The organism is Pseudomonas chlororaphis subsp. piscium, assembly GCF_003850345.1.
Lineage (GTDB): Bacteria > Pseudomonadota > Gammaproteobacteria > Pseudomonadales > Pseudomonadaceae > Aquipseudomonas > Aquipseudomonas piscium.
Genome location: NZ_CP027707.1, coordinates 4,733,570 through 4,750,938, shown reverse-complemented (window position 1 = coordinate 4,750,938; position 17,369 = coordinate 4,733,570). Strand labels below are relative to the sequence as shown.

Genomic DNA, 17,369 nt, shown 5'->3' with positions numbered 1-17,369 from the left:
TTTTGACCCAATATTGGCACGACCTCAATCTGGAAGGTTGATGACATCCAGATACCAACCATAGTGGTTTGGAGTGAGCTTGAGGCCGATGGTCGTCGCTTCTGAGTGCTTAGCTTTGCCAATGAAGATTTGCCCGTACCAACAAATCTCAACTACTGGATCTTGAAGCATTGGCTCGTTAGCCACAGAAACTCGACGAGCTAACTCTAACGTTCGATTGTCGGCATTCAACCTAGCCATTGTGTAGTACACGCGATCAGGCATCCCCTTGCCCGAATCGTTGTATAGGATGCTATTGGGATAAACACGTATTGAAATCATCTCCAAGTCATCTCCCCTAACATTTTCGTGGCGTATCTTGGAAAGCCGCTGCATGTAGGCGTTGTCTTGGTGATCCGAGTACCCAATATTTCTGTGCACCTCGAAGCCCATGCTTGCCCAGAACTCCACAGAGCTTTTTGGTTCACATTGGACTACAAGAACGGCATTGTTCAGTGCCTCCTCTCTGCGTATGGCATCTTCCACAAGCGCTCGCCCAATGCCTTGTCCTTGAAGGTCGCTTCTTACCTGCAGAATGGAGCTGGGTGAGATCCCGTATGTTAGAAAGCCAACAGATCCCCCTACATCAGTGAAAACCGTCATCTCTCCCTCGTCCAACGCCTTTTCGATCAAGTGCCAATTGTGGATAAAACCCTGCCCATCTCGAGCTTCAAGCACTAGCCAGTCATGAATGAATGGCAGATCAGTCTTCACTGCTGCGCGAATACGTCCTATCACAGTCATGCTTAATCCTTTTAGTAAGTCTTAACCTCTAAGACTTAATGTTGACAGTCGTTAGGCTTGCTGGAACCTCGCTTGATTTCACCGCAGCCTGGTGGGTGGGGCGCTTTAACTCCAAGCCGGTATTCTCTAAGCGAGCGTGGTATGCGGACTTCCTGATGGGCACAGAGAATACCTTGCATACCCTGTTAGGTAGCCCGAGATTTATTCTTGGCATTGTCTTTAAGATCCGACGAGCATCGGAACGCCACAAAATATGGAGAGGCCAACAAGCTGCCAACCAAAGAGTTTTTCCACCCTTCAATTTCCAGAATTTGTGACGATAGGCTGGCCCCAACCATGAAAAGTCCTCCATAAAGACAGGCTCTAGAAATGGTTCCCACTAACAGTATATTTGGTACATGAAGCAATCTAAGCGACAGCTCTTCTCTTGAAACAAGCTTCCAGTTGTCGATAGATTTCTGCACCCCATACAAGCAAAGCATGCCACAGGCGAAATAAAGGATTAACAAGGATATAGAGAAGAGTCTTAATGAGTTTATTTCAACTTCAAAAAATGGAATCATGTAAGGAGGCTTATTCTCCCCTGATATAGCTACAAGGTAAGCGACTCCAGAAACTGTTATCCCCGATATCAATGCTTTCTGCGCTAGCTCCAAAGAATCATGGTAGTAATTTACTGCGATTTCATCGAGATCCATTTCTACACCATAGTAATATACGAGTTTTTCGGAGTTTTTTGACTCTGCATCTAGGTTGCCCATTAAAAGCTATGCATTTGGTTTTTGGTGATCTGAACACCAATACGACAGAATCATAACTGACGCCCCTGAGCCGATATTGCTTTCATCTGCACAATCTAATTTGCTCTTCTGGTTAAAAATGGTCTTTCAGTAAAGTTCATATTGGAAATCAGCAGGCTTTCCGGAATTCATCTGCGAGCCTAAACCGAATCACCTTTGGCATCCTATTCATCACAACTAAATCACCGAACCATCCTTGCTAGTGTACGAATATTAACCAACCTTACAGTCCGGTGCGAAACTGCTCGAAGAGCAAAGAAAAAGGCGCTAAATGAATACAGTGTCAGCATTATAGGGGCAAAATACACTAACAATGTTTTAGGCACTTCTGGTGTGTTTGAAGTATCAATTTTTAAAAATTCAGTAATTGTCGCAATTATGGCGCCTGATGCTATGCCCACCATAAACAGGAGAGTAGCCTGGAGCCCCCTTTCTGCCGCATATAATGACCTCCGCTGAGCAGCCCCAGGCTGTAATGCCCTTGATCGGTTATATAGCAATGACGTGAATCCAAACAAAATAGCCAGCACCGGAAAACATAGACCGCCAAGATATAAATAATCTTTGCGCTGCAGGTAATGGTTCATTGCCCCAAAAAAAATTGTCGCGCCAAGCGAAAACATTAAAAAATAAAACAATCTTACAATGGATCGTTCTATAGTGTTAAAGAGCTTGATGATCTTATTTAGTGCTTTTAGTGTAGTGATTTGTCTAATTTCCTTCATGCTTGATGATTCCTTAATTACAGCCTTGGATGGCACGTTTCCACAACTCACTGTTATCACTATAAGCCATCAAGTTGGTTTGCTTTTCTAATCGCTAGGATTGCTGGCGCCCAACTTGAATCTACGCTGTGCGATAGTTGTACCGTATTCCTACGCCGTGCGTCACACCATTATTCATAGGTTTCAATAGGTAGATCCACACAGATTGGAAGCTCGGTTAACGCGCTAGCGATAGTCGAGGTCGAAATTCCTGCATAGAACATAGCGTGGGGTTGATCTGGATTGACTCGGTCCTCCGTAACAATTCCAAGAATGTGCCCAGAGTAGGAAATCACCGGTCCGCCGCTATTGCCAGGGCGCGCAATTGCCGAATACAGGAATGACTTCTGATTCCGTATGTCTGCCACACCATCATTGACTATTTCACCACCTTGCAAGATGAGTGGAGCTTCGCAAGACATCGGCACCGGAGGGTAACCCAACAGACATAGGCGCTCCCCGATCACAGGGTCTCGAAAGCCAATCGACGAGCTACTTCTGAGCACTGGTTTTGACAGTTCAATGATCCCTACATCAACTGACTCGTGTGGATAGCACGCTTTAATTTCACAGTCGATTCCTTGAAAGGTTTGTTGGGGGCGGACGGTCATTTCCTTGAGAACATGCGCGCAGGTGAGTACATGCCTATCTGAGATAATGAACCCAGTTCCGCCTCGTTCGTCTCCTTTCGAATCACCAATGATGTGGACTGTGAACTCTCCATGGTATGAGTGTAAAAACTCTGGGCCCAGCACGGGGGCAAGCCAAGAGATTCCCAGACGTTCTCTATTCGTCAGTTCTTTAAAGGCATAATACGTCTTGGGTGCCATGACAAAGCTGCTTAGGCCCATCGCTACAAGCAGTCCCTCTCGCTCCATGGCATCTAGCAGCGTTCTGACTGGCAGCACATACCGCAGTGGTTCGGTTAGAAATTCGGTTTTTTCAAGGAATGTCAGGAACTCATAAATGGAGAAGGGGCGGGAGGAACCAGGTGTGTTGTTCGGCAGACCAAGGACCTGCAAATTCGATGAGTACGCTACAGGTGAGAAAAAGCTGAACGCCTGCATAGCCAATTCTGTTCGCTCCTGTACAGAGAGCGGTTGAAGTCGCGAATAGCGTTGGCGGATTTCAGGCTTCATTGGGCTACCTGTCTAATTTGAAGGAAATGGCGTGATGAAAGACGAGTGTCAACATTGTGTACGCAAAAATTGGGAGTTGATTCGGAATATGAAGGAAAATATAACGGAATTGATAGGTGACTTTCCGCTAATTGCTCCCTATCAGAAAGGGCAGAAAGTGGCCGAAAACCACCATTCACAAAAGAGCCATCGGACGACCAGAGTCCCATCCCCCCAAGCCCCCCCAACCCCCGAACTATAATTAATAAACACCCCCATTTGCCCGGCGAGTGCCACCACGCCCATCCACTACCCACCACGCTCACCCGCCAGGCAGAGGGCAGTCCAACCAATGGGACGGGACGCCCAACTGATTACGCGAGAGGGGCCCGCCATGAAACTTCATTCCTTCCAGCATTACTCCCATGGCCTGGAAATGGTCGTTCACGATGCATGGGTCACCACCAAGGTGAAGTCGGCCCTGGCCTTTGCCGAACCGACCCGCGGCCTGCATATCAATGTCAAAACCCATGCGGGCATGGTCACCCTGAGTGGCCGGCTCATCACCCATAAGCAGTGTGAGCAGGCCGTCAGCCTGACCCGTGCGGTGCATGGCGTCGTCGACATCGAGGCCAGCGACTTGCAGACCCATATGTTTACGCCGGGCAGCCTGCCTGAAGCGCCCAACGCCGAAGAGAGCAGCGAATATCCTTCGCAGTCGTCTTCGACGAAGAGGGACGATAAATGACCAAGGCGATCGCTTGAGTGTCGCGCCGGGAAACCTGGGCGGCGCTGTGTTCGATAGCCCTTTCGACAGGACCTCAGGAGGATCATCAGTACGTTGAAAGCCCCACCTCAGCCGGTGGGGCTTTTCTCATGCGCGAAGTCGGGCTGTATCCGGCCCGTTGCAACGCCCAGGCAATCCCGACGAAGCCTTTCAGCCCAGCGCGGCGAGCATCAAATCCAGATTCTCCACCGCCGCCCCGGCGGCGCCTTTACCCAGGTTGTCGAACACCGCCGCCAACAGCACCTGACCCTTACCCTCAAACACCATCAAACGCATAGCGTCCGTATCGTTCAGCGCCTGCGGATCAAGGCCCGTGAGTTCTTGTGCGTGCCGAAGCGACATCACCTCCACACAAGCGCTCCCAGCGTAATGCTGCTCCAGACAGGCATGGATACGAGCGGCATCGACACCCGGGGCAAGCAGGCGCAATTGCAGGGGAATGGTCAGCACGATGCCCTGGCGAAAGGCACCGTAGGCGGGGACGAACAGAGGGCGTTCGCTCAGGCCGCTGTGTTGCTGGATCTCCGGCACATGTTTGTGAGCCAGGCCCAGGCCGTAGATCTGGAAAGGGGCGGCTTTGGACGCATTCGGCCCTTCGTGTGCTTCGACCGCGGCGCGGCCGCCGCCGGAGTAGCCGGAGATGGCGTTGATGCTGATCGGGTAGTCCTGCGGCAGCAGCCCGGCTTGCAGCAAGGGGCGCAGCAGGCCGATGGCGCCGGTGGGGTAGCAGCCGGGGTTGCTCACCCGTTTGGCGTTGGCGATGCGTTGCGCCTGTTGCGGGTGCATTTGCGCGAAGCCGTAGGTCCAGTGGGGGTGGGTGCGGTGCGCCGAGCTGGCGTCGATCACCCGCACTGCCGGGTTGCGGATGCTGGCGACGGCGTCGCGGGCGGCATCGTCGGGCAGGCAGAGCAGGGTGATGTCGCAGGCGTTGATGGCTTCGGCGCGGCGTTGCGGGTCTTTGCGCTGGTCGGCGGCGAGGGTCAGCAGGTGCAGGTCGCTGCGGCCGCGCAGGCGCTGGTGGATCTGCAACCCGGTGGTGCCCTGGTCGCCGTCGATAAATACGAGGGGTGTGCTCATGCTGTGTGCTCGCAAGCCGGAAAAGTTGGGCAAATCTTCCGGCTGAAGCTGAAATAGAGAAAGTTGAATTTAATAACGCTAAGCTTCAGTTTTTCTGAATTTGGAGCGACCCATGCGCGAAATCAGCCTCGACCGGTTGCGTACCCTGGTGGCGATTGTCGACCTCGGTTCCTTTGCCGAAGCGGCCCGCGCGCTGAACCTGGCGCCGCCTACGGTCAGCCTGCATATCGCCGACCTGGAGGCGCGGGTCGGTGGTTCGCTGTTGTCGCGCACCCGCGGTCGGGTGCAGCCCACGGCCATTGGCGAAACCTTGGTAGAGCGCGCGCGGCGCTTGTTGGCCGATGCCGAGCAGGCGCTGGAGGATGTGCAGCGTCAGGTCCTGGGCCTGGCCGGCCGGGTGCGCCTGGGGGCGTCCACCGGCGCTATTGCCCAGTTGCTGCCCCAGGCCTTGGAAACCCTTGGCCAGCGGCACCCGGGCATCGACCTGCAGGTGGCGGTGCTGACCTCCCAGGAGAGCTTGAAGAAGCTCGCCGAAGGTTCGCTGGACATCGGCCTGGTGGCCTTGCCGCAAACCCCGGTCAAGGGTTTGCGCATCGAGCCCTGGCGCAAGGACCCGGTCATGGCCTTCCTGCCGGCCCGCTGGCAATCCCCCGACCCGGTGACCCCGCAGTGGCTGGCCGTCCAGCCCCTGATCCTCAACGATCACAGCACTCGGCTGTCGCGCCTGACCTCGGAGTGGTTCGCCCTGGGTGGACAGCAGCCCACGGCGCGCATCCAGCTCAACTACAACGACGCGATCAAGAGCCTGGTGGCCGCCGGTTATGGCGCCACCTTGCTGCCCCATGAAGCCGCCACGCCGCTGCCCGACACACGGATCGCCATGCGCCCGTTGCAGCCGCCGCTGTGGCGACAGCTGGGCATTGCCCATCGGGACGGGGAGGTGGAGCGCTCGACCCAGCATGTGCTGGAGGTGTTGTGGGGGCTGAGCGCCGATTGACGACGGAGTGTTTTAGCCCAGCAGATGTTTGGAGATGTACTTGGAGATTTCCACCATCGAGGTCTTGCCGGTGAATTCGAATTTCACCATACCAAGAGCTTACTGATAGCAGATACCAGTTATGGCAATGTCTCTGACGGTCTTCGGATTGTTCTGATTGATTTTTAGCCGGAATTAATAATTCATTAGGCGGCTACTACTTTGGATTGCACATGATTTTATTTTCATGCGGCATCACTGGTGAAGACTAATTACTGGGAAATAAAAGGATGAAACGGATTCTAGCGATATTGCTTTTGACCGCAGGCAATATGGGTAGCGTCGCTTACGCTGGGGTTGATGTTGCAGCGGCCCGGCAGTCGTTGAAGAATTATGGTCTTGGCTATTGCATCGTTAATCAGTTTAAAGATGAGTCCGATGTGAAGAGCGATATCGAGTCGGCTATTGGCGCCTATTCCTTCATGGGAAATGGTATGCACAGCATTCTTCAGAATGAAGATACGTTGGAGACTCTGCATAATCCTTATGACGCGACGACGGATTTTGTATTTTCCATGTATGAGAAAACTCAGGCCAGTAGCAAATATACGGATAAGAAAGTCGTGTTTTATGCCTGTCTCGATATCTATAACTCCAAGGCGTTCGACGATTTTATCAAGACGCAGGACCCATACATTACACAATGATGGGTAAAGAGCTGGCCGAGCGCGATATCCAATATCGCGCTCGCCGCCCTGCCTTAAAACAACTTCCAGCTATAACTCAGCAACAACCGATTCTCATTGATATCGGTCCGATAGTTCGACCTCGCCACCACGTTACGCACCTTGATCCCCAACCCGCCCAGCGGCCCGGACTGGACCACGTAACCGATATCCAGGTCGCGTTCCCAGTCCTTGCCCTCAAAGCCCTTGCCGGTGTCGACGTTGTCGCCGCGGATGTAGCGCAGGGTGGTGGTCAGGCCGGGCAGGCCGCTGGCGGCGAAGTCGTAGTCGTAGCGCAGTTGCCAGGAGCGTTCGTCGGTGTAGGCGAACTCGTAGGTGGGTACTTCGTTGCCCAGCGGGGTGATGTTGGCGAAGACCCGGGGGAAGGCGCTGTCGCCGAACATGCCCTGGTAGCCGACGTAAAAGGTATGGCCGCCGCGTTTGGCTGACAGCAGGGAGAAGAAGGCCTGGTTGTCGATGGCGCCGAGCAGCTGTTTGCCGTCCTCTTCGCTGTCGTAGTAGCCGAGGTTGGCGCCGAGTGTCCAGTCGCCCATTGGCTGGCTGTGTTTCAGGCCGAGGAAACGCTGGTGGTAGATGTCTTCCAGCTGGCCGTACCAGGCGCTGAGGCTGGTGCGCTTGTCGTTGAAGGCGTAGTCGGCGCCGGCGTAGTTGAAGGCGTCGCTGCTGACTGCGCGTTTCGGCACATGGCCGAGCATGGCTTGCAGTTTGCCGTCGCCGGATTCGTTGCGCAGGCTGGTGGAGCGCAGGCGGCCGCCTTGCAGGGTCAGGCCGTCGATGTCGTTGGAGACGATGCTCGCACCCTGGTAGGACGGCGGCAGCAGGCGGATATCGCTGAAGCTCAGTACCGGCAGGTTGGGTTGCAGCTCGCCGATGCGCAGTTCGCTTTTCGCCAGGCGCAGTTTCAGCGCCAGGCCGAGGCGGCTGTAGTCGTCAGCGGCTTCGCCGTCTTCCTGGACCGGCAGCAAACCGCTGTTGACCCGGCCTTTGCCACTGTCGAGCTTGAGCCCCAGGGTGCCGATGGCATCCAGGCCCACGCCGAGGGTGCCGGGGGTGTAGCCGGACTTGAAGTTGAGGATAAAACCCTGGGCCCATTCCTGGGCCATGGACTGCTCGGTGCCGCGGATATCCGAATAGTCGCGGCTGAAGAAGTAGTTGCGGGCCTGGAGGGTGGCGGTGGCGTCCTTGATAAAACCGCCTTCTTCGGCCAGCAGCGGCTGGGGCGCGCTCAGGCACAGCGCGCTGGCGCCCAGCACGGCAAGGGTCTTTGCAGGTTTCATTGCTTTTACTCTTATTGTTATGGAAAGCAGTTCACTGCGCGCAGGCTAGGGGCGGGTGTGGGGCGGTCACTATCCGTTGCCTGCAGACCTGTATCCCTTTTCTGCAGGCGTGCTTTTTTGCGGCAAGGGGAGGTGGGCGCAACCGAGAGTCGGCTACGCGCGAGGAGTCAGGCGTCGGGATGCTCGGCGCGCAGTTCGTCGATCATCCGCAGGCAGTGGCTGAGCCCTGCGGACACATCGCCGACCCGCCGGCTGATGATGATCGGCGAGGTGGCGTTGGCTTCCAGCAGCGGGCTGAAGCCGATGTCGTCGCGATGCAGCAATTGCACCGAGGCCGGCACCAGGGTGATGCCGATGCCGGCGCCCACCAGGCCGATGGCGGTCTGCAGTTCGTTGGTCCATTGCACGATGCGGATATTCAGGCCGTGGGTGTTGAACAGCGCGATCACGTGGTCGGCGTAGCTCGGGCGCGGGTTGCCGGGGTAGAGCACGAAGGGTTCGTCGGCCAGCTGCGCCAGGCTCACCGACTGGCCGATCAGCGGATGGCCGGCGGGCAGGGCGGCCACCAGGCGATCCTCGGTCTGCACCTTTTGCACAATGGCCGGATCGTCGATGCGGATCCGCCCGAAGCCGATGTCGATGCGCCCGGCCTTGAGCGCTTCCACCTGTTGCAGGGTGGTCATTTCCGATAACCCCAGCTCCAGGGCCAGGGTCTCGTGGCTGCGCAGGCGGCGGATCAGTTCCGGCAGCAGGCCATACAGAGTCGAGGGAGCGAAGCCGATGCCGAGCCAGGTCTTTTCGCCGTGGCCGATGCGCCGGGTGTTGTCGCAGACCTTGGCCAGTTGCTCCAGCAGCACGCTGGAATGCTCATAGAAAAACCGCCCGGCCTCGGTCAGGCGCAACGGCCGGCCGCGCTCCAGCAGCAACACCCCGAGTTCCTCTTCCAACTGCTGGATCTGCCGGCTCAAAGGCGGCTGGGCGATGTGCAGGCGCTCGGCGGCCTTGGTGAAGTTGAGGGTCTGGCCCAGCACCTGGAAGTAACGCAGATGACGCAGTTCCATAAGGCCTCCGCGGGCAAAGGTTGGATACCTTCAAGGTATCGAGCCAGACCAATTCTATATTGGAACCCCGGAAAAAGCCGTACGAGAATCGGGTCCATAACTTCAAGAACCTGATGGGTATGGAAATGCTTTCGAGTGCCATTGAATCGATCGAAACGATCATCGTCGATCTGCCAACCATCCGCCCGCACAAGCTGGCGATGCACACCATGCAGAACCAGACCCTGGTGCTGATCCGCCTGCGTTGCGCCGACGGCATCGAAGGCCTGGGCGAGGCCACCACCATCGGTGGCCTGGCCTACGGCAACGAAAGCCCGGACAGCATCAAGACCAATATCGACCGCTTCTTCACGCCGCTGCTGCTCGGCCAGGATGGCGCCAATATCAACGCCGCCATGCAGCGCCTGGAGCGCAGCATCCGTGGCAACACCTTCGCCAAATCCGGTATCGAGAGCGCCTTGCTCGACGCCCAGGGCAAGCGCCTGGGGCTGCCGGTCAGCGAGCTGCTCGGCGGTCGGGTGCGCGACGCCTTGCCGGTGGCCTGGACCCTGGCCACCGGCGACACCGCCAAGGACATCGCCGAAGCGGAAAAGATGCTCGACCTGCGCCGCCACCGCATCTTCAAGCTGAAGATCGGCGCCGGTGAGGTGGACCGGGACCTGGCCCACGTGATCGCGATCAAGAAAGCCCTGGGCGACCGCGCCAGCGTGCGGGTCGACGTCAACCAGGCCTGGGACGAAGCGGTGGCGGTGCGCGCCTGCCGGGTTCTGGGCGGCAACGGCATCGACCTGATCGAACAGCCGATCTCGCGCAACAACCGCGCCGGCATGGTGCGCCTCAACGCCATCAGCCCGGCGCCGATCATGGCCGACGAATCCATCGAATGCGTGGAAGACGCCTTCAACCTGGCCCGCGAAGGCGCGGCCTCGGTGTTCGCCCTGAAGATCGCCAAGAACGGCGGCCCGCGCGCCGTGCTGCGCACCGCGGCGATCGCCGAGGCGGCGGGCATCGGCCTGTACGGCGGCACCATGCTCGAAGGCGGCATCGGCACCCTGGCGTCGGCCCATGCCTTTCTCACCCTCAATACCTTGAGCTGGGACACCGAACTGTTCGGCCCGCTGCTGCTGACCGAGGACATCCTCGCCGAGCCGCCGCTGTACCGCGATTTCCAATTGCACGTATCCCGGGCGCCGGGCCTCGGCCTGAGCCTGGATGAGGAGCGCCTGGCGTTCTTCCGCCGCGACAAAGCCTGAACTGCCATTCATCACGTCTGAGGAGAGCACCATGCTGTTCCACGTCAAAATGACCGTGAACCTGCCGGTCGACATGAACCCCGAGCGCGCCGCCCAGCTCAAGGCCGACGAAAAGGCCCTGGCCCAGCGCCTGCAGGAGCAGGGCAAGTGGCGGCACCTGTGGCGCATCGCCGGCCTGTATGCCAACTACAGCGTATTCGACGTCGACAGCGTGCAGGAACTGCACGACCTGCTGATGCAACTGCCGCTGTACCCGTACATGGCTATCGAAGTGAATGCGCTGTGCAGGCATCCTTCGTCCATTCATGCGGATGACCGCTGAGCCCGCGCCGGCTCGCTCCACACTCTAATAAATACAAGATGAGGAATAACCATGAACGTCCGAATTTCCCACACTGCCAGCGCCCAGAAATTTCTCGAAGAAGTCAGCGGCCAGTTCAACGACCAGGGCAACCCGCGCACCAAGGCTCTGGTGTACCGCATCCTGCGTGACACGGTGAACATCATCGAGGACCTCGAGGTGACCCCGGAAGAATTCTGGAAGGCGGTCAACTACCTCAACGTGCTCGGCGCGCGCCAGGAAGCCGGGCTGCTGGTGGCCGGCCTGGGCCTGGAGCACTACCTGGACCTGCTGATGGACGCCGCCGACGAGCAGGCCGGCAAGACCGGCGGCACCCCGCGCACCATCGAAGGCCCGCTGTACGTGGCCGGTGCGCCGCTGAGCCAGGGTGAGGCGCGCCTCGACGACGGCCGCGATCCGGGCGTGGTGCTGTTCATGCAAGGCCAGGTGCGCGACACCGCTGGCCAGCCGCTGGCCGGAGCCATTGTCGATGTCTGGCACGCCAACACCGGCGGTACCTATTCCTACTTCGATACCGCCCAGTCGGAGTTCAACCTGCGTCGCCGCATCGTCACCGATGCCGAAGGCCGCTACCGTTTCCGCAGCATCGTGCCTTCGGGCTACGGCTGCCCACCGGACGGTCCGACCCAGCAGCTGCTCGACCAGCTGGGCCGTCACGGCCAGCGTCCGGCGCATATCCACTTCTTCATCTCGGCCGATGACCACCGTCACCTGACCACCCAGATCAACCTCGATGGCGATCAGTACCTGCACGACGATTTCGCCTACGCCACCCGCGACGAGCTGATCGCCAAGATCACCTTCAGCGACGATCAGCAGCGTGCGGCGCAGCATGGGGTCAGCGGGCGTTTCGCCGAGATCGACTTCGACTTCACCCTGCAGTCGTCCGCCCAGCCCGAGGAGCAGCATCGCCTGGAGCGGGTACGAGCACTGGAGGACTGACATAGCGGCAGATCCCGATCCGGGGCCACGGGATAACGTGAAGGTTATCCCGTGGTTTTTGCCGTTGTGAGCCGTGGTCGATGTTTTGCGTGATGTGCCAGCGGTGGCGAACGATCACCGCCCGATAATAACAATGAGAGTGACCCGCTTATGGAAACGCATCTGTTGAGTGAGCGCAGCAGGGTATTTGCCCAGGCCGATCCCTATGCTGTGTCCGGCTATGTCAACCAGCATGTGGGCAGCCACTGCATCCGTTTGCCCAAGGCCGGCAGTCCCCAGGCCAGCCTCAATCATCGGCAGTTCGCCAGCCTCGACCTGTGCTCGCTCAGCTACGGCGGCAGCGTGCGCGTCACCTCGCCGGCGCTGGAAACCATCTACCACCTGCAAGTGCTGCTGCGCGGCCACTGCCTGTGGCGCGGCCATCGCCAGGAACATTACTTCGCCCCGGGCGAGCTGCTGCTGATCAACCCCGACGATCCGGTGGACCTGACCTATTCCGACGACTGCGAGAAATTCATCATCAAGGTGCCCACCCGCCTGCTGGAGTCGGTGTGCCAGGAGCAGCGCTGGCTGTATCCGGGGCAGGGGGTGCGCTTCGTGGGCAACCGCTACCAGCTGGATGAACTGGAAGGCTTTATCAACCTGTTGGGCGTGGTCTGCCGCGAAGCCGAAGCCGCCGAATGCATCCCGCGGGTGCAGGAGCATTACGCGCAGATCGTCGCGAGCAAGATGCTCAGCCTGATGAAGACCAACATCCGGCGCGCGGGCCTGGGGTCGTCGTCGGCGACCTTCGAGACGATTGCCGATTACATCGAGCGCAACCTCAAGCAGGACATCGGCTGCGAGGAGCTGGCGCAGCAGGCGCAGATGAGCCTGCGTTCGCTCTATGCGCTGTTCGAGCGCAACGCCCGCACCACGCCCATGCGCTACATTCGCCAGAAGAAACTCGAGCGGATCCATGCCTGCCTGCGCGACCCCAGCTGCAATGTGCGCAACATCACTGAACTGGCCATGGACTTCGGCTTCCTGCACCTGGGACGCTTCTCGGAAAGCTACCGCAAGCAATTCGGCGAACTGCCGTCCGATACCCTCAGACGCCGGCCATGATATTGACGTATTTGCCTCTGTAGGAGCGAAGCTTGCTCGCGATAGCGTCGGATCTGACCCACCGCGTCGCCTGCCATCGCCGGCAATCGAGCGTCGACCGGCCGCTCCTACAGAAACCGTGTCCGCCACGTCATCCCCGATTCCTCGTAGCCGCTGCCGAGCCCGCGAGGCTGCGATCGACTGCGCAGCAGTCGTAAAACCTGAAACCACGATCGTTCTGGATAAATGCGACGCCCGAGTGGCGGCCACTGCATCGGACTTCCTTGCAACCCGAGCGCAGCCTCGGCGGCTACCCCCTGTAGGACTTGCCCTACAAAACTCTGCAGAAAACGGATAGTGGTCTGCACGCAACGGATATTGCCCCCGCGCACCCCGCCCTAGCATGAGCCTTGCCTGAATAAAAACAACGGAGGCGGCGGCCATGACCCTGCGACCCGAATACCTTCACTCACTGCTTGAAGAAGACCGTGACCGGGGCGTCTACCGCTGCAAGCGGGAGATGTTCACCGACCCTCGGTTGTTCGACCTGGAAATGCAGCACATCTTCGAGGGGAACTGGCTGTACCTAGCCCACGAGAGCCAGATCCCCAACACCAACGACTACTACACCACCACCATGGGCCGGCAGTCGGTCTTCATCGCGCGCAACAAGGACGGTGAACTCAACGCCTTCCTCAACGCCTGCAGCCATCGTGGCGCCATGCTCTGCCGGCACAAGACTGGCAACAAGTCGTCCTACACCTGCCCGTTCCACGGCTGGACCTTCAACAACTCCGGCAAGCTGCTCAAGGTCAAGGACCCGGCCGCCGCGGGTTATCCGTCGAGCTTCAATTGCGAAGGCTCCCATGACCTGACCAAGGTCGCGCGCTTCGAGTCCTATCGCGGCTTCCTGTTCGGCAGCCTCAACCCCGACGTGCTGCCCCTGGTGGAGCACCTGGGTGAGTCGGCGAAGATCATCGACATGATCGTCGACCAGTCCGCCGACGGCCTGGAAGTGCTGCGCGGTTCCTCGAGCTACATCTACGAAGGCAACTGGAAACTCACCGCGGAAAACGGCGCCGACGGCTACCACGTCAGCTCGGTGCACTGGAACTACGCCGCCACCCAGAGCCAGCGCAAGCAGCGCGAAGCCGGCGAAGAAATCAAGACCATGAGCGCCGGCAGCTGGGCCAAGCAGGGCGGTGGTTTCTACTCCTTCGACAAGGGTCACATGTTGCTCTGGACCCGCTGGTCCAACCCCGAGGACCGTCCGCTCTACGAGCGTCGCGACGAGCTGGCCCGTGACTTCGGCCAAGCCCGCGCCGACTGGATGATCGAGAACTCGCGCAACCTGTGCCTGTACCCCAACGTCTACCTGATGGACCAGTTCAGCTCGCAGATCCGCATCGCCCGGCCGATCTCGGTGGACCGTACCGAGATCACCATCTACTGCATCGCGCCCAAGGGCGAAAGCGACGAAGCCCGGGCCATGCGCATCCGCCAGTACGAGGACTTCTTCAACGTCAGCGGCATGGCCACCCCGGACGACCTGGAGGAATTCCGTTCCTGCCAGATGGGCTACCAGGGCAGCGGCAATGCCTGGAACGACATGTCCCGCGGCGCCGAACACTGGGTCGAGGGCGCGGACGACGCGGCCAAAGAAATCGACCTGCAACCGATCCTCAGCGGCGTGCGCACCGAAGACGAAGGCCTGTTTGTGATGCAGCACAGGTACTGGCAGCAAACCATGCTCGAGGCGCTTGCCGCCCAAGCCGCGCGAACCATTGCCGTGGAGGCTGTGTGATGAGCATTTCCCATGACACCGTGCGCGACTTTCTCTACCGCGAAGCGCGCTACCTGGACGACAAGGACTGGGACAGCTGGCTGGAGCTCTACGCCGCCGACGCGACCTTCTGGATGCCGTCCTGGGACGACAACGACGAGCTCACCGAAGACCCGCAGCGGGAAATCTCGCTGATCTGGTACGGCAGCCGCTGCGGCCTGGAAGACCGGGTGTTCCGGATCAAGACCGAGCGCTCCAGCGCGAGCATTCCCGACACCCGCACCTCGCACAACCTGAGCAACATCGAGGTGCTGGAGCAGGCCGACGGCCTGTGCAAGGTGCGCTTCAACTGGCACACCCTGAGCTTTCGCTACAAGACCGTCGACAGCTACTTCGGCACCAGCTTCTACACCCTCGACGTGCGGGGCGAGAACCCGCTGATCCTGGCCAAGAAAGTCATCCTGAAGAACGATTACGTTCGTCAGGTCGTCGATGTCTACCACCTCTGAGGCGACTGCCATGACTCATCAAATCGCACTCAATTTCGAAGACGGGGTGACCCGCTTCGTCGCCGCCAATGCCGGCGAAACCCTGGCCGATGCCGCCTACCGCCAGGGCATCAACATCCCCCTGGACTGCCGCGACGGCGCCTGCGGCACCTGCAAGTGTTTTGCCGAAGCCGGGCGTTACGACCTGGGCGAGGAATACATTGACGATGCGCTGACCGCGGATGAAGCCGAGCAGGGCTTCGTGCTGACCTGCCAGATGCGCGCCTTGAGCGACTGCGTGGTGCGGGTGCCGGCTTCGTCACAAGTCTGCCGCACCGCCCAGGCCACCTTCGATGCCACCATCAGCGCGGTGCGCCAGCTGTCCGACAGCACCATAGCGCTGTCGATCAAGGGAGAGGCCCTGAGCAAGCTGGCGTTTCTGCCGGGGCAGTACGTCAACCTCGGCGTGCCCGGCAGCGAACAGACCCGCGCCTATTCCTTCAGCTCGCTGCAGCGCGACGGCGAGGTCAGCTTCCTGATCCGCAACGTGCCGGGCGGCTTGATGAGCAGCTTCCTCACCGGCCTGGCGAAAGCCGGCGATCACATGAGCCTGGCCGGGCCCCTAGGCAGCTTCTACCTGCGGGATATTCGCCGGCCGCTGTTGCTGCTGGCTGGCGGCACCGGGCTGGCGCCGTTCACCGCGATGCTGGAGAAAATCGCCGAGCAGGGCAGCGAGCATCCGTTGCACCTGATCTATGGGGTGACCAACGACTTCGACCTGGTGGAAATGGATCGCCTGGAAGCCTTCGCCGCGCGCATTCCCAACTTCAGCTTCAGCGCTTGCGTGGCCAACCCCGAGAGCCGCCACCCGCTCAAGGGCTACGTGACCCAGCATATCGAACCCAAGCACCTGAACGATGGCGATGTGGACGTGTACCTGTGCGGCCCGCCGCCGATGGTCGAGGCGGTGAGCCAGTTCATCCGTGAGCAGGGCATCGCCCCGGCCAATTTCTACTACGAAAAATTCGCCGCCAGCGCGGCCTGAAACCCACCCCAATTCTGTAGGAGCGAAGCTTGCTCGCGATCAGCCGACAGGCTGAAAGGTCAGCGCTGCACGCACTATCGCTATCGCGGGCAAGCCTCGCTCCTACAGAAGAAGGTGCAGTGGTGCGTCGGCCTAGCGGAATGAGGTTTTGAGATGAGCAGATTCGAGGAAAAAGTCGCCCTGGTCACCGGGGCGGCACAGGGCATTGGCCGGCGGGTTGCCGAGCGCCTGGCCGAGGAGGGCGCGCGGCTGGTGCTGGTGGACCGCTCCGAGCTGGTGTTCGAGTTGCAGGCCGAGCTGGCCCCCAGGTTCGAGGTGCTGGCGCTGACCGCCGACCTTGAGCGGTACGCCGAATGCAGCCGGGTGATGGCCGCCGCCGTCGAGCGTTTCGGGCGCCTCGACGTGCTGGTCAACAACGTCGGCGGCACCATCTGGGCCAAGCCGTTCGAGCACTATGAAGAACAGCAGATCGAAGCCGAAGTGCGCCGTTCGCTGTTCCCCACCTTGTGGTGCTGCCACGCGGCGCTGCCCTACATGCTGGAGCAGGGCAGCGGCGCCATCGTCAACGTGTCGTCCATCGCCACCCGCAGCATCAACCGCGTGCCCTATGGCGCGGCCAAGGGCGGGGTGAATGCCCTGACCGCCTGCCTGGCGTTCGAGACCGCCGGGCGCGGGGTGCGGGTCAACGCGACCGCCCCTGGCGGCACCGAAGCGCCGCCACGGCGCATTCCGCGCAACAGCGCCGAGCAGAGCGCCGAGGAAAAGGTCTGGTACCAGCAGATCGTCGACCAGACCCTCGACAGCACCCTGATGAAACGCTACGGCACCATCGACGAGCAGGCCGCGGCGATCCTGTTCCTGGCCTCCGACGAGGCGTCCTACATCACCGGCATGGTCATGCCGGTAGGCGGGGGCGACCAGGGCTGAAGTATCAGGCGTCATCGAAAACCGCACCCAACTGTAGGAGCGAGGCTTGCCCGCGATGGCGTCCGGCCTGACACACCGCAGCGCTCCAATCGCGG

At 59.5% G+C, this 17,369-nt stretch carries 18 protein-coding genes and 1 pseudogene; 11 read left to right on the top strand and 8 right to left on the bottom strand.

What is annotated here, in order from left to right:
* Positions 1-24: 24 nt before the first annotated feature.
* The 4 genes from C4K38_RS21360 to C4K38_RS21345 all read right to left on the bottom strand — a co-directional run bounded on the left by C4K38_RS21360 (position 25) and on the right by C4K38_RS21345 (position 3,486).
* A complete protein-coding gene (locus C4K38_RS21360; RefSeq protein ID WP_053280079.1) occupies positions 25-783 on the bottom strand; it encodes a GNAT family N-acetyltransferase in 759 nt (252 codons plus the stop codon).
* A gap of 185 nt (positions 784-968) precedes the next feature.
* Positions 969-1,481: a hypothetical protein gene (locus C4K38_RS21355; RefSeq protein ID WP_124345311.1), complete on the bottom strand. Its 513-nt coding sequence runs from the start codon at positions 1,479-1,481 to the stop codon at positions 969-971.
* Positions 1,482-1,765: 284 nt separating this feature from the next.
* Positions 1,766-2,308, bottom strand: coding sequence for a hypothetical protein (locus C4K38_RS21350; protein ID WP_124345310.1), 543 nt, complete (start codon positions 2,306-2,308; stop codon positions 1,766-1,768).
* 170 nt (positions 2,309-2,478) lie between these two features.
* Positions 2,479-3,486 carry a S1 family peptidase gene (locus C4K38_RS21345; RefSeq protein WP_081001559.1) on the bottom strand — a complete coding sequence of 336 codons (1,008 nt, stop codon included), beginning with the start codon at positions 3,484-3,486 and terminating at the stop codon, positions 2,479-2,481.
* A gap of 373 nt (positions 3,487-3,859) precedes the next feature.
* On the opposite strand from C4K38_RS21345, the gene C4K38_RS21340 reads away from it, so the two are divergent.
* The gene (locus tag C4K38_RS21340; RefSeq protein WP_053280078.1) at positions 3,860-4,213 is read left to right on the top strand and encodes a BON domain-containing protein; all 354 of its coding nucleotides are present in this window, start codon (positions 3,860-3,862) and stop codon (positions 4,211-4,213) included.
* Between the two features lie 189 nt (positions 4,214-4,402).
* Here C4K38_RS21340 and argC read toward each other — a convergent pair whose 3' ends face one another.
* Positions 4,403-5,329, bottom strand: a complete 927-nt coding sequence (gene argC, locus C4K38_RS21335; protein ID WP_053280077.1) for an N-acetyl-gamma-glutamyl-phosphate reductase — start codon at positions 5,327-5,329, stop codon at positions 4,403-4,405.
* Between the two features lie 112 nt (positions 5,330-5,441).
* On the opposite strand from argC, the gene C4K38_RS21330 reads away from it, so the two are divergent.
* Complete coding sequence (locus tag C4K38_RS21330) at positions 5,442-6,326, top strand: LysR family transcriptional regulator (protein ID WP_053280076.1); 885 nt, start codon at positions 5,442-5,444, stop codon at positions 6,324-6,326.
* A 12-nt stretch (positions 6,327-6,338) separates the two neighbouring features.
* Here C4K38_RS21330 and C4K38_RS21325 read toward each other — a convergent pair.
* Positions 6,339-6,425 (bottom strand): annotated as a pseudogene (locus tag C4K38_RS21325) (PH domain-containing protein); the annotation flags it as partial.
* 170 nt (positions 6,426-6,595) lie between these two features.
* Between C4K38_RS21325 and C4K38_RS21320 the strand changes: the two are divergent.
* Entirely contained in the window at positions 6,596-7,012 is a 417-nt protein-coding gene (locus C4K38_RS21320; protein WP_053280075.1) for a T6SS amidase immunity protein Tai4 family protein, read from the top strand.
* Between the two features lie 53 nt (positions 7,013-7,065).
* Here the strand turns inward: C4K38_RS21320 and C4K38_RS21315 are convergent, their stop codons facing one another.
* Together C4K38_RS21315 and C4K38_RS21310 are read right to left on the bottom strand one after the other, a co-directional pair.
* A complete protein-coding gene (locus C4K38_RS21315) occupies positions 7,066-8,328 on the bottom strand; it encodes an OprD family porin (RefSeq protein ID WP_053280074.1) in 1,263 nt (420 codons plus the stop codon).
* Positions 8,329-8,495: 167 nt separating this feature from the next.
* The gene (locus C4K38_RS21310) at positions 8,496-9,389 is read right to left on the bottom strand and encodes a LysR family transcriptional regulator (protein WP_053280073.1); all 894 of its coding nucleotides are present in this window, start codon (positions 9,387-9,389) and stop codon (positions 8,496-8,498) included.
* Positions 9,390-9,514: 125 nt separating this feature from the next.
* On the opposite strand from C4K38_RS21310, the gene C4K38_RS21305 reads away from it, so the two are divergent.
* From C4K38_RS21305 to C4K38_RS21270, 8 genes are all read left to right on the top strand, one after another.
* Positions 9,515-10,642: a muconate cycloisomerase family protein gene (locus C4K38_RS21305; protein WP_164487045.1), complete on the top strand. Its 1,128-nt coding sequence runs from the start codon at positions 9,515-9,517 to the stop codon at positions 10,640-10,642.
* A gap of 31 nt (positions 10,643-10,673) precedes the next feature.
* Positions 10,674-10,964, top strand: coding sequence for a muconolactone Delta-isomerase (catC, locus tag C4K38_RS21300; protein ID WP_009044734.1), 291 nt, complete (start codon positions 10,674-10,676; stop codon positions 10,962-10,964).
* Between the two features lie 51 nt (positions 10,965-11,015).
* Complete coding sequence (gene catA / locus C4K38_RS21295; RefSeq protein WP_053280071.1) at positions 11,016-11,945, top strand: catechol 1,2-dioxygenase; 930 nt, start codon at positions 11,016-11,018, stop codon at positions 11,943-11,945.
* A gap of 150 nt (positions 11,946-12,095) precedes the next feature.
* Positions 12,096-13,052 (top strand): AraC family transcriptional regulator, encoded by a 957-nt coding sequence (locus C4K38_RS21290; RefSeq protein WP_053280070.1) that lies wholly within the window; start codon positions 12,096-12,098, stop codon positions 13,050-13,052.
* Between the two features lie 421 nt (positions 13,053-13,473).
* On the top strand, positions 13,474-14,835 hold the full coding sequence (gene benA / locus C4K38_RS21285) for a benzoate 1,2-dioxygenase large subunit (RefSeq protein ID WP_053280069.1): 1,362 nt from the start codon (positions 13,474-13,476) through the stop codon (positions 14,833-14,835).
* On the top strand, positions 14,835-15,323 hold the full coding sequence (benB, locus tag C4K38_RS21280) for a benzoate 1,2-dioxygenase small subunit (RefSeq protein ID WP_053280068.1): 489 nt from the start codon (positions 14,835-14,837) through the stop codon (positions 15,321-15,323). Before benA ends, benB begins: the two co-directional genes overlap by 1 nt.
* Before the next feature lie 10 nt (positions 15,324-15,333).
* The gene (benC, locus tag C4K38_RS21275) at positions 15,334-16,347 is read left to right on the top strand and encodes a benzoate 1,2-dioxygenase electron transfer component BenC (RefSeq protein ID WP_053280067.1); all 1,014 of its coding nucleotides are present in this window, start codon (positions 15,334-15,336) and stop codon (positions 16,345-16,347) included.
* A gap of 153 nt (positions 16,348-16,500) precedes the next feature.
* Positions 16,501-17,274 (top strand): 1,6-dihydroxycyclohexa-2,4-diene-1-carboxylate dehydrogenase, encoded by a 774-nt coding sequence (locus C4K38_RS21270; RefSeq protein WP_053280066.1) that lies wholly within the window; start codon positions 16,501-16,503, stop codon positions 17,272-17,274.
* Positions 17,275-17,369 lie beyond the last annotated feature (95 nt).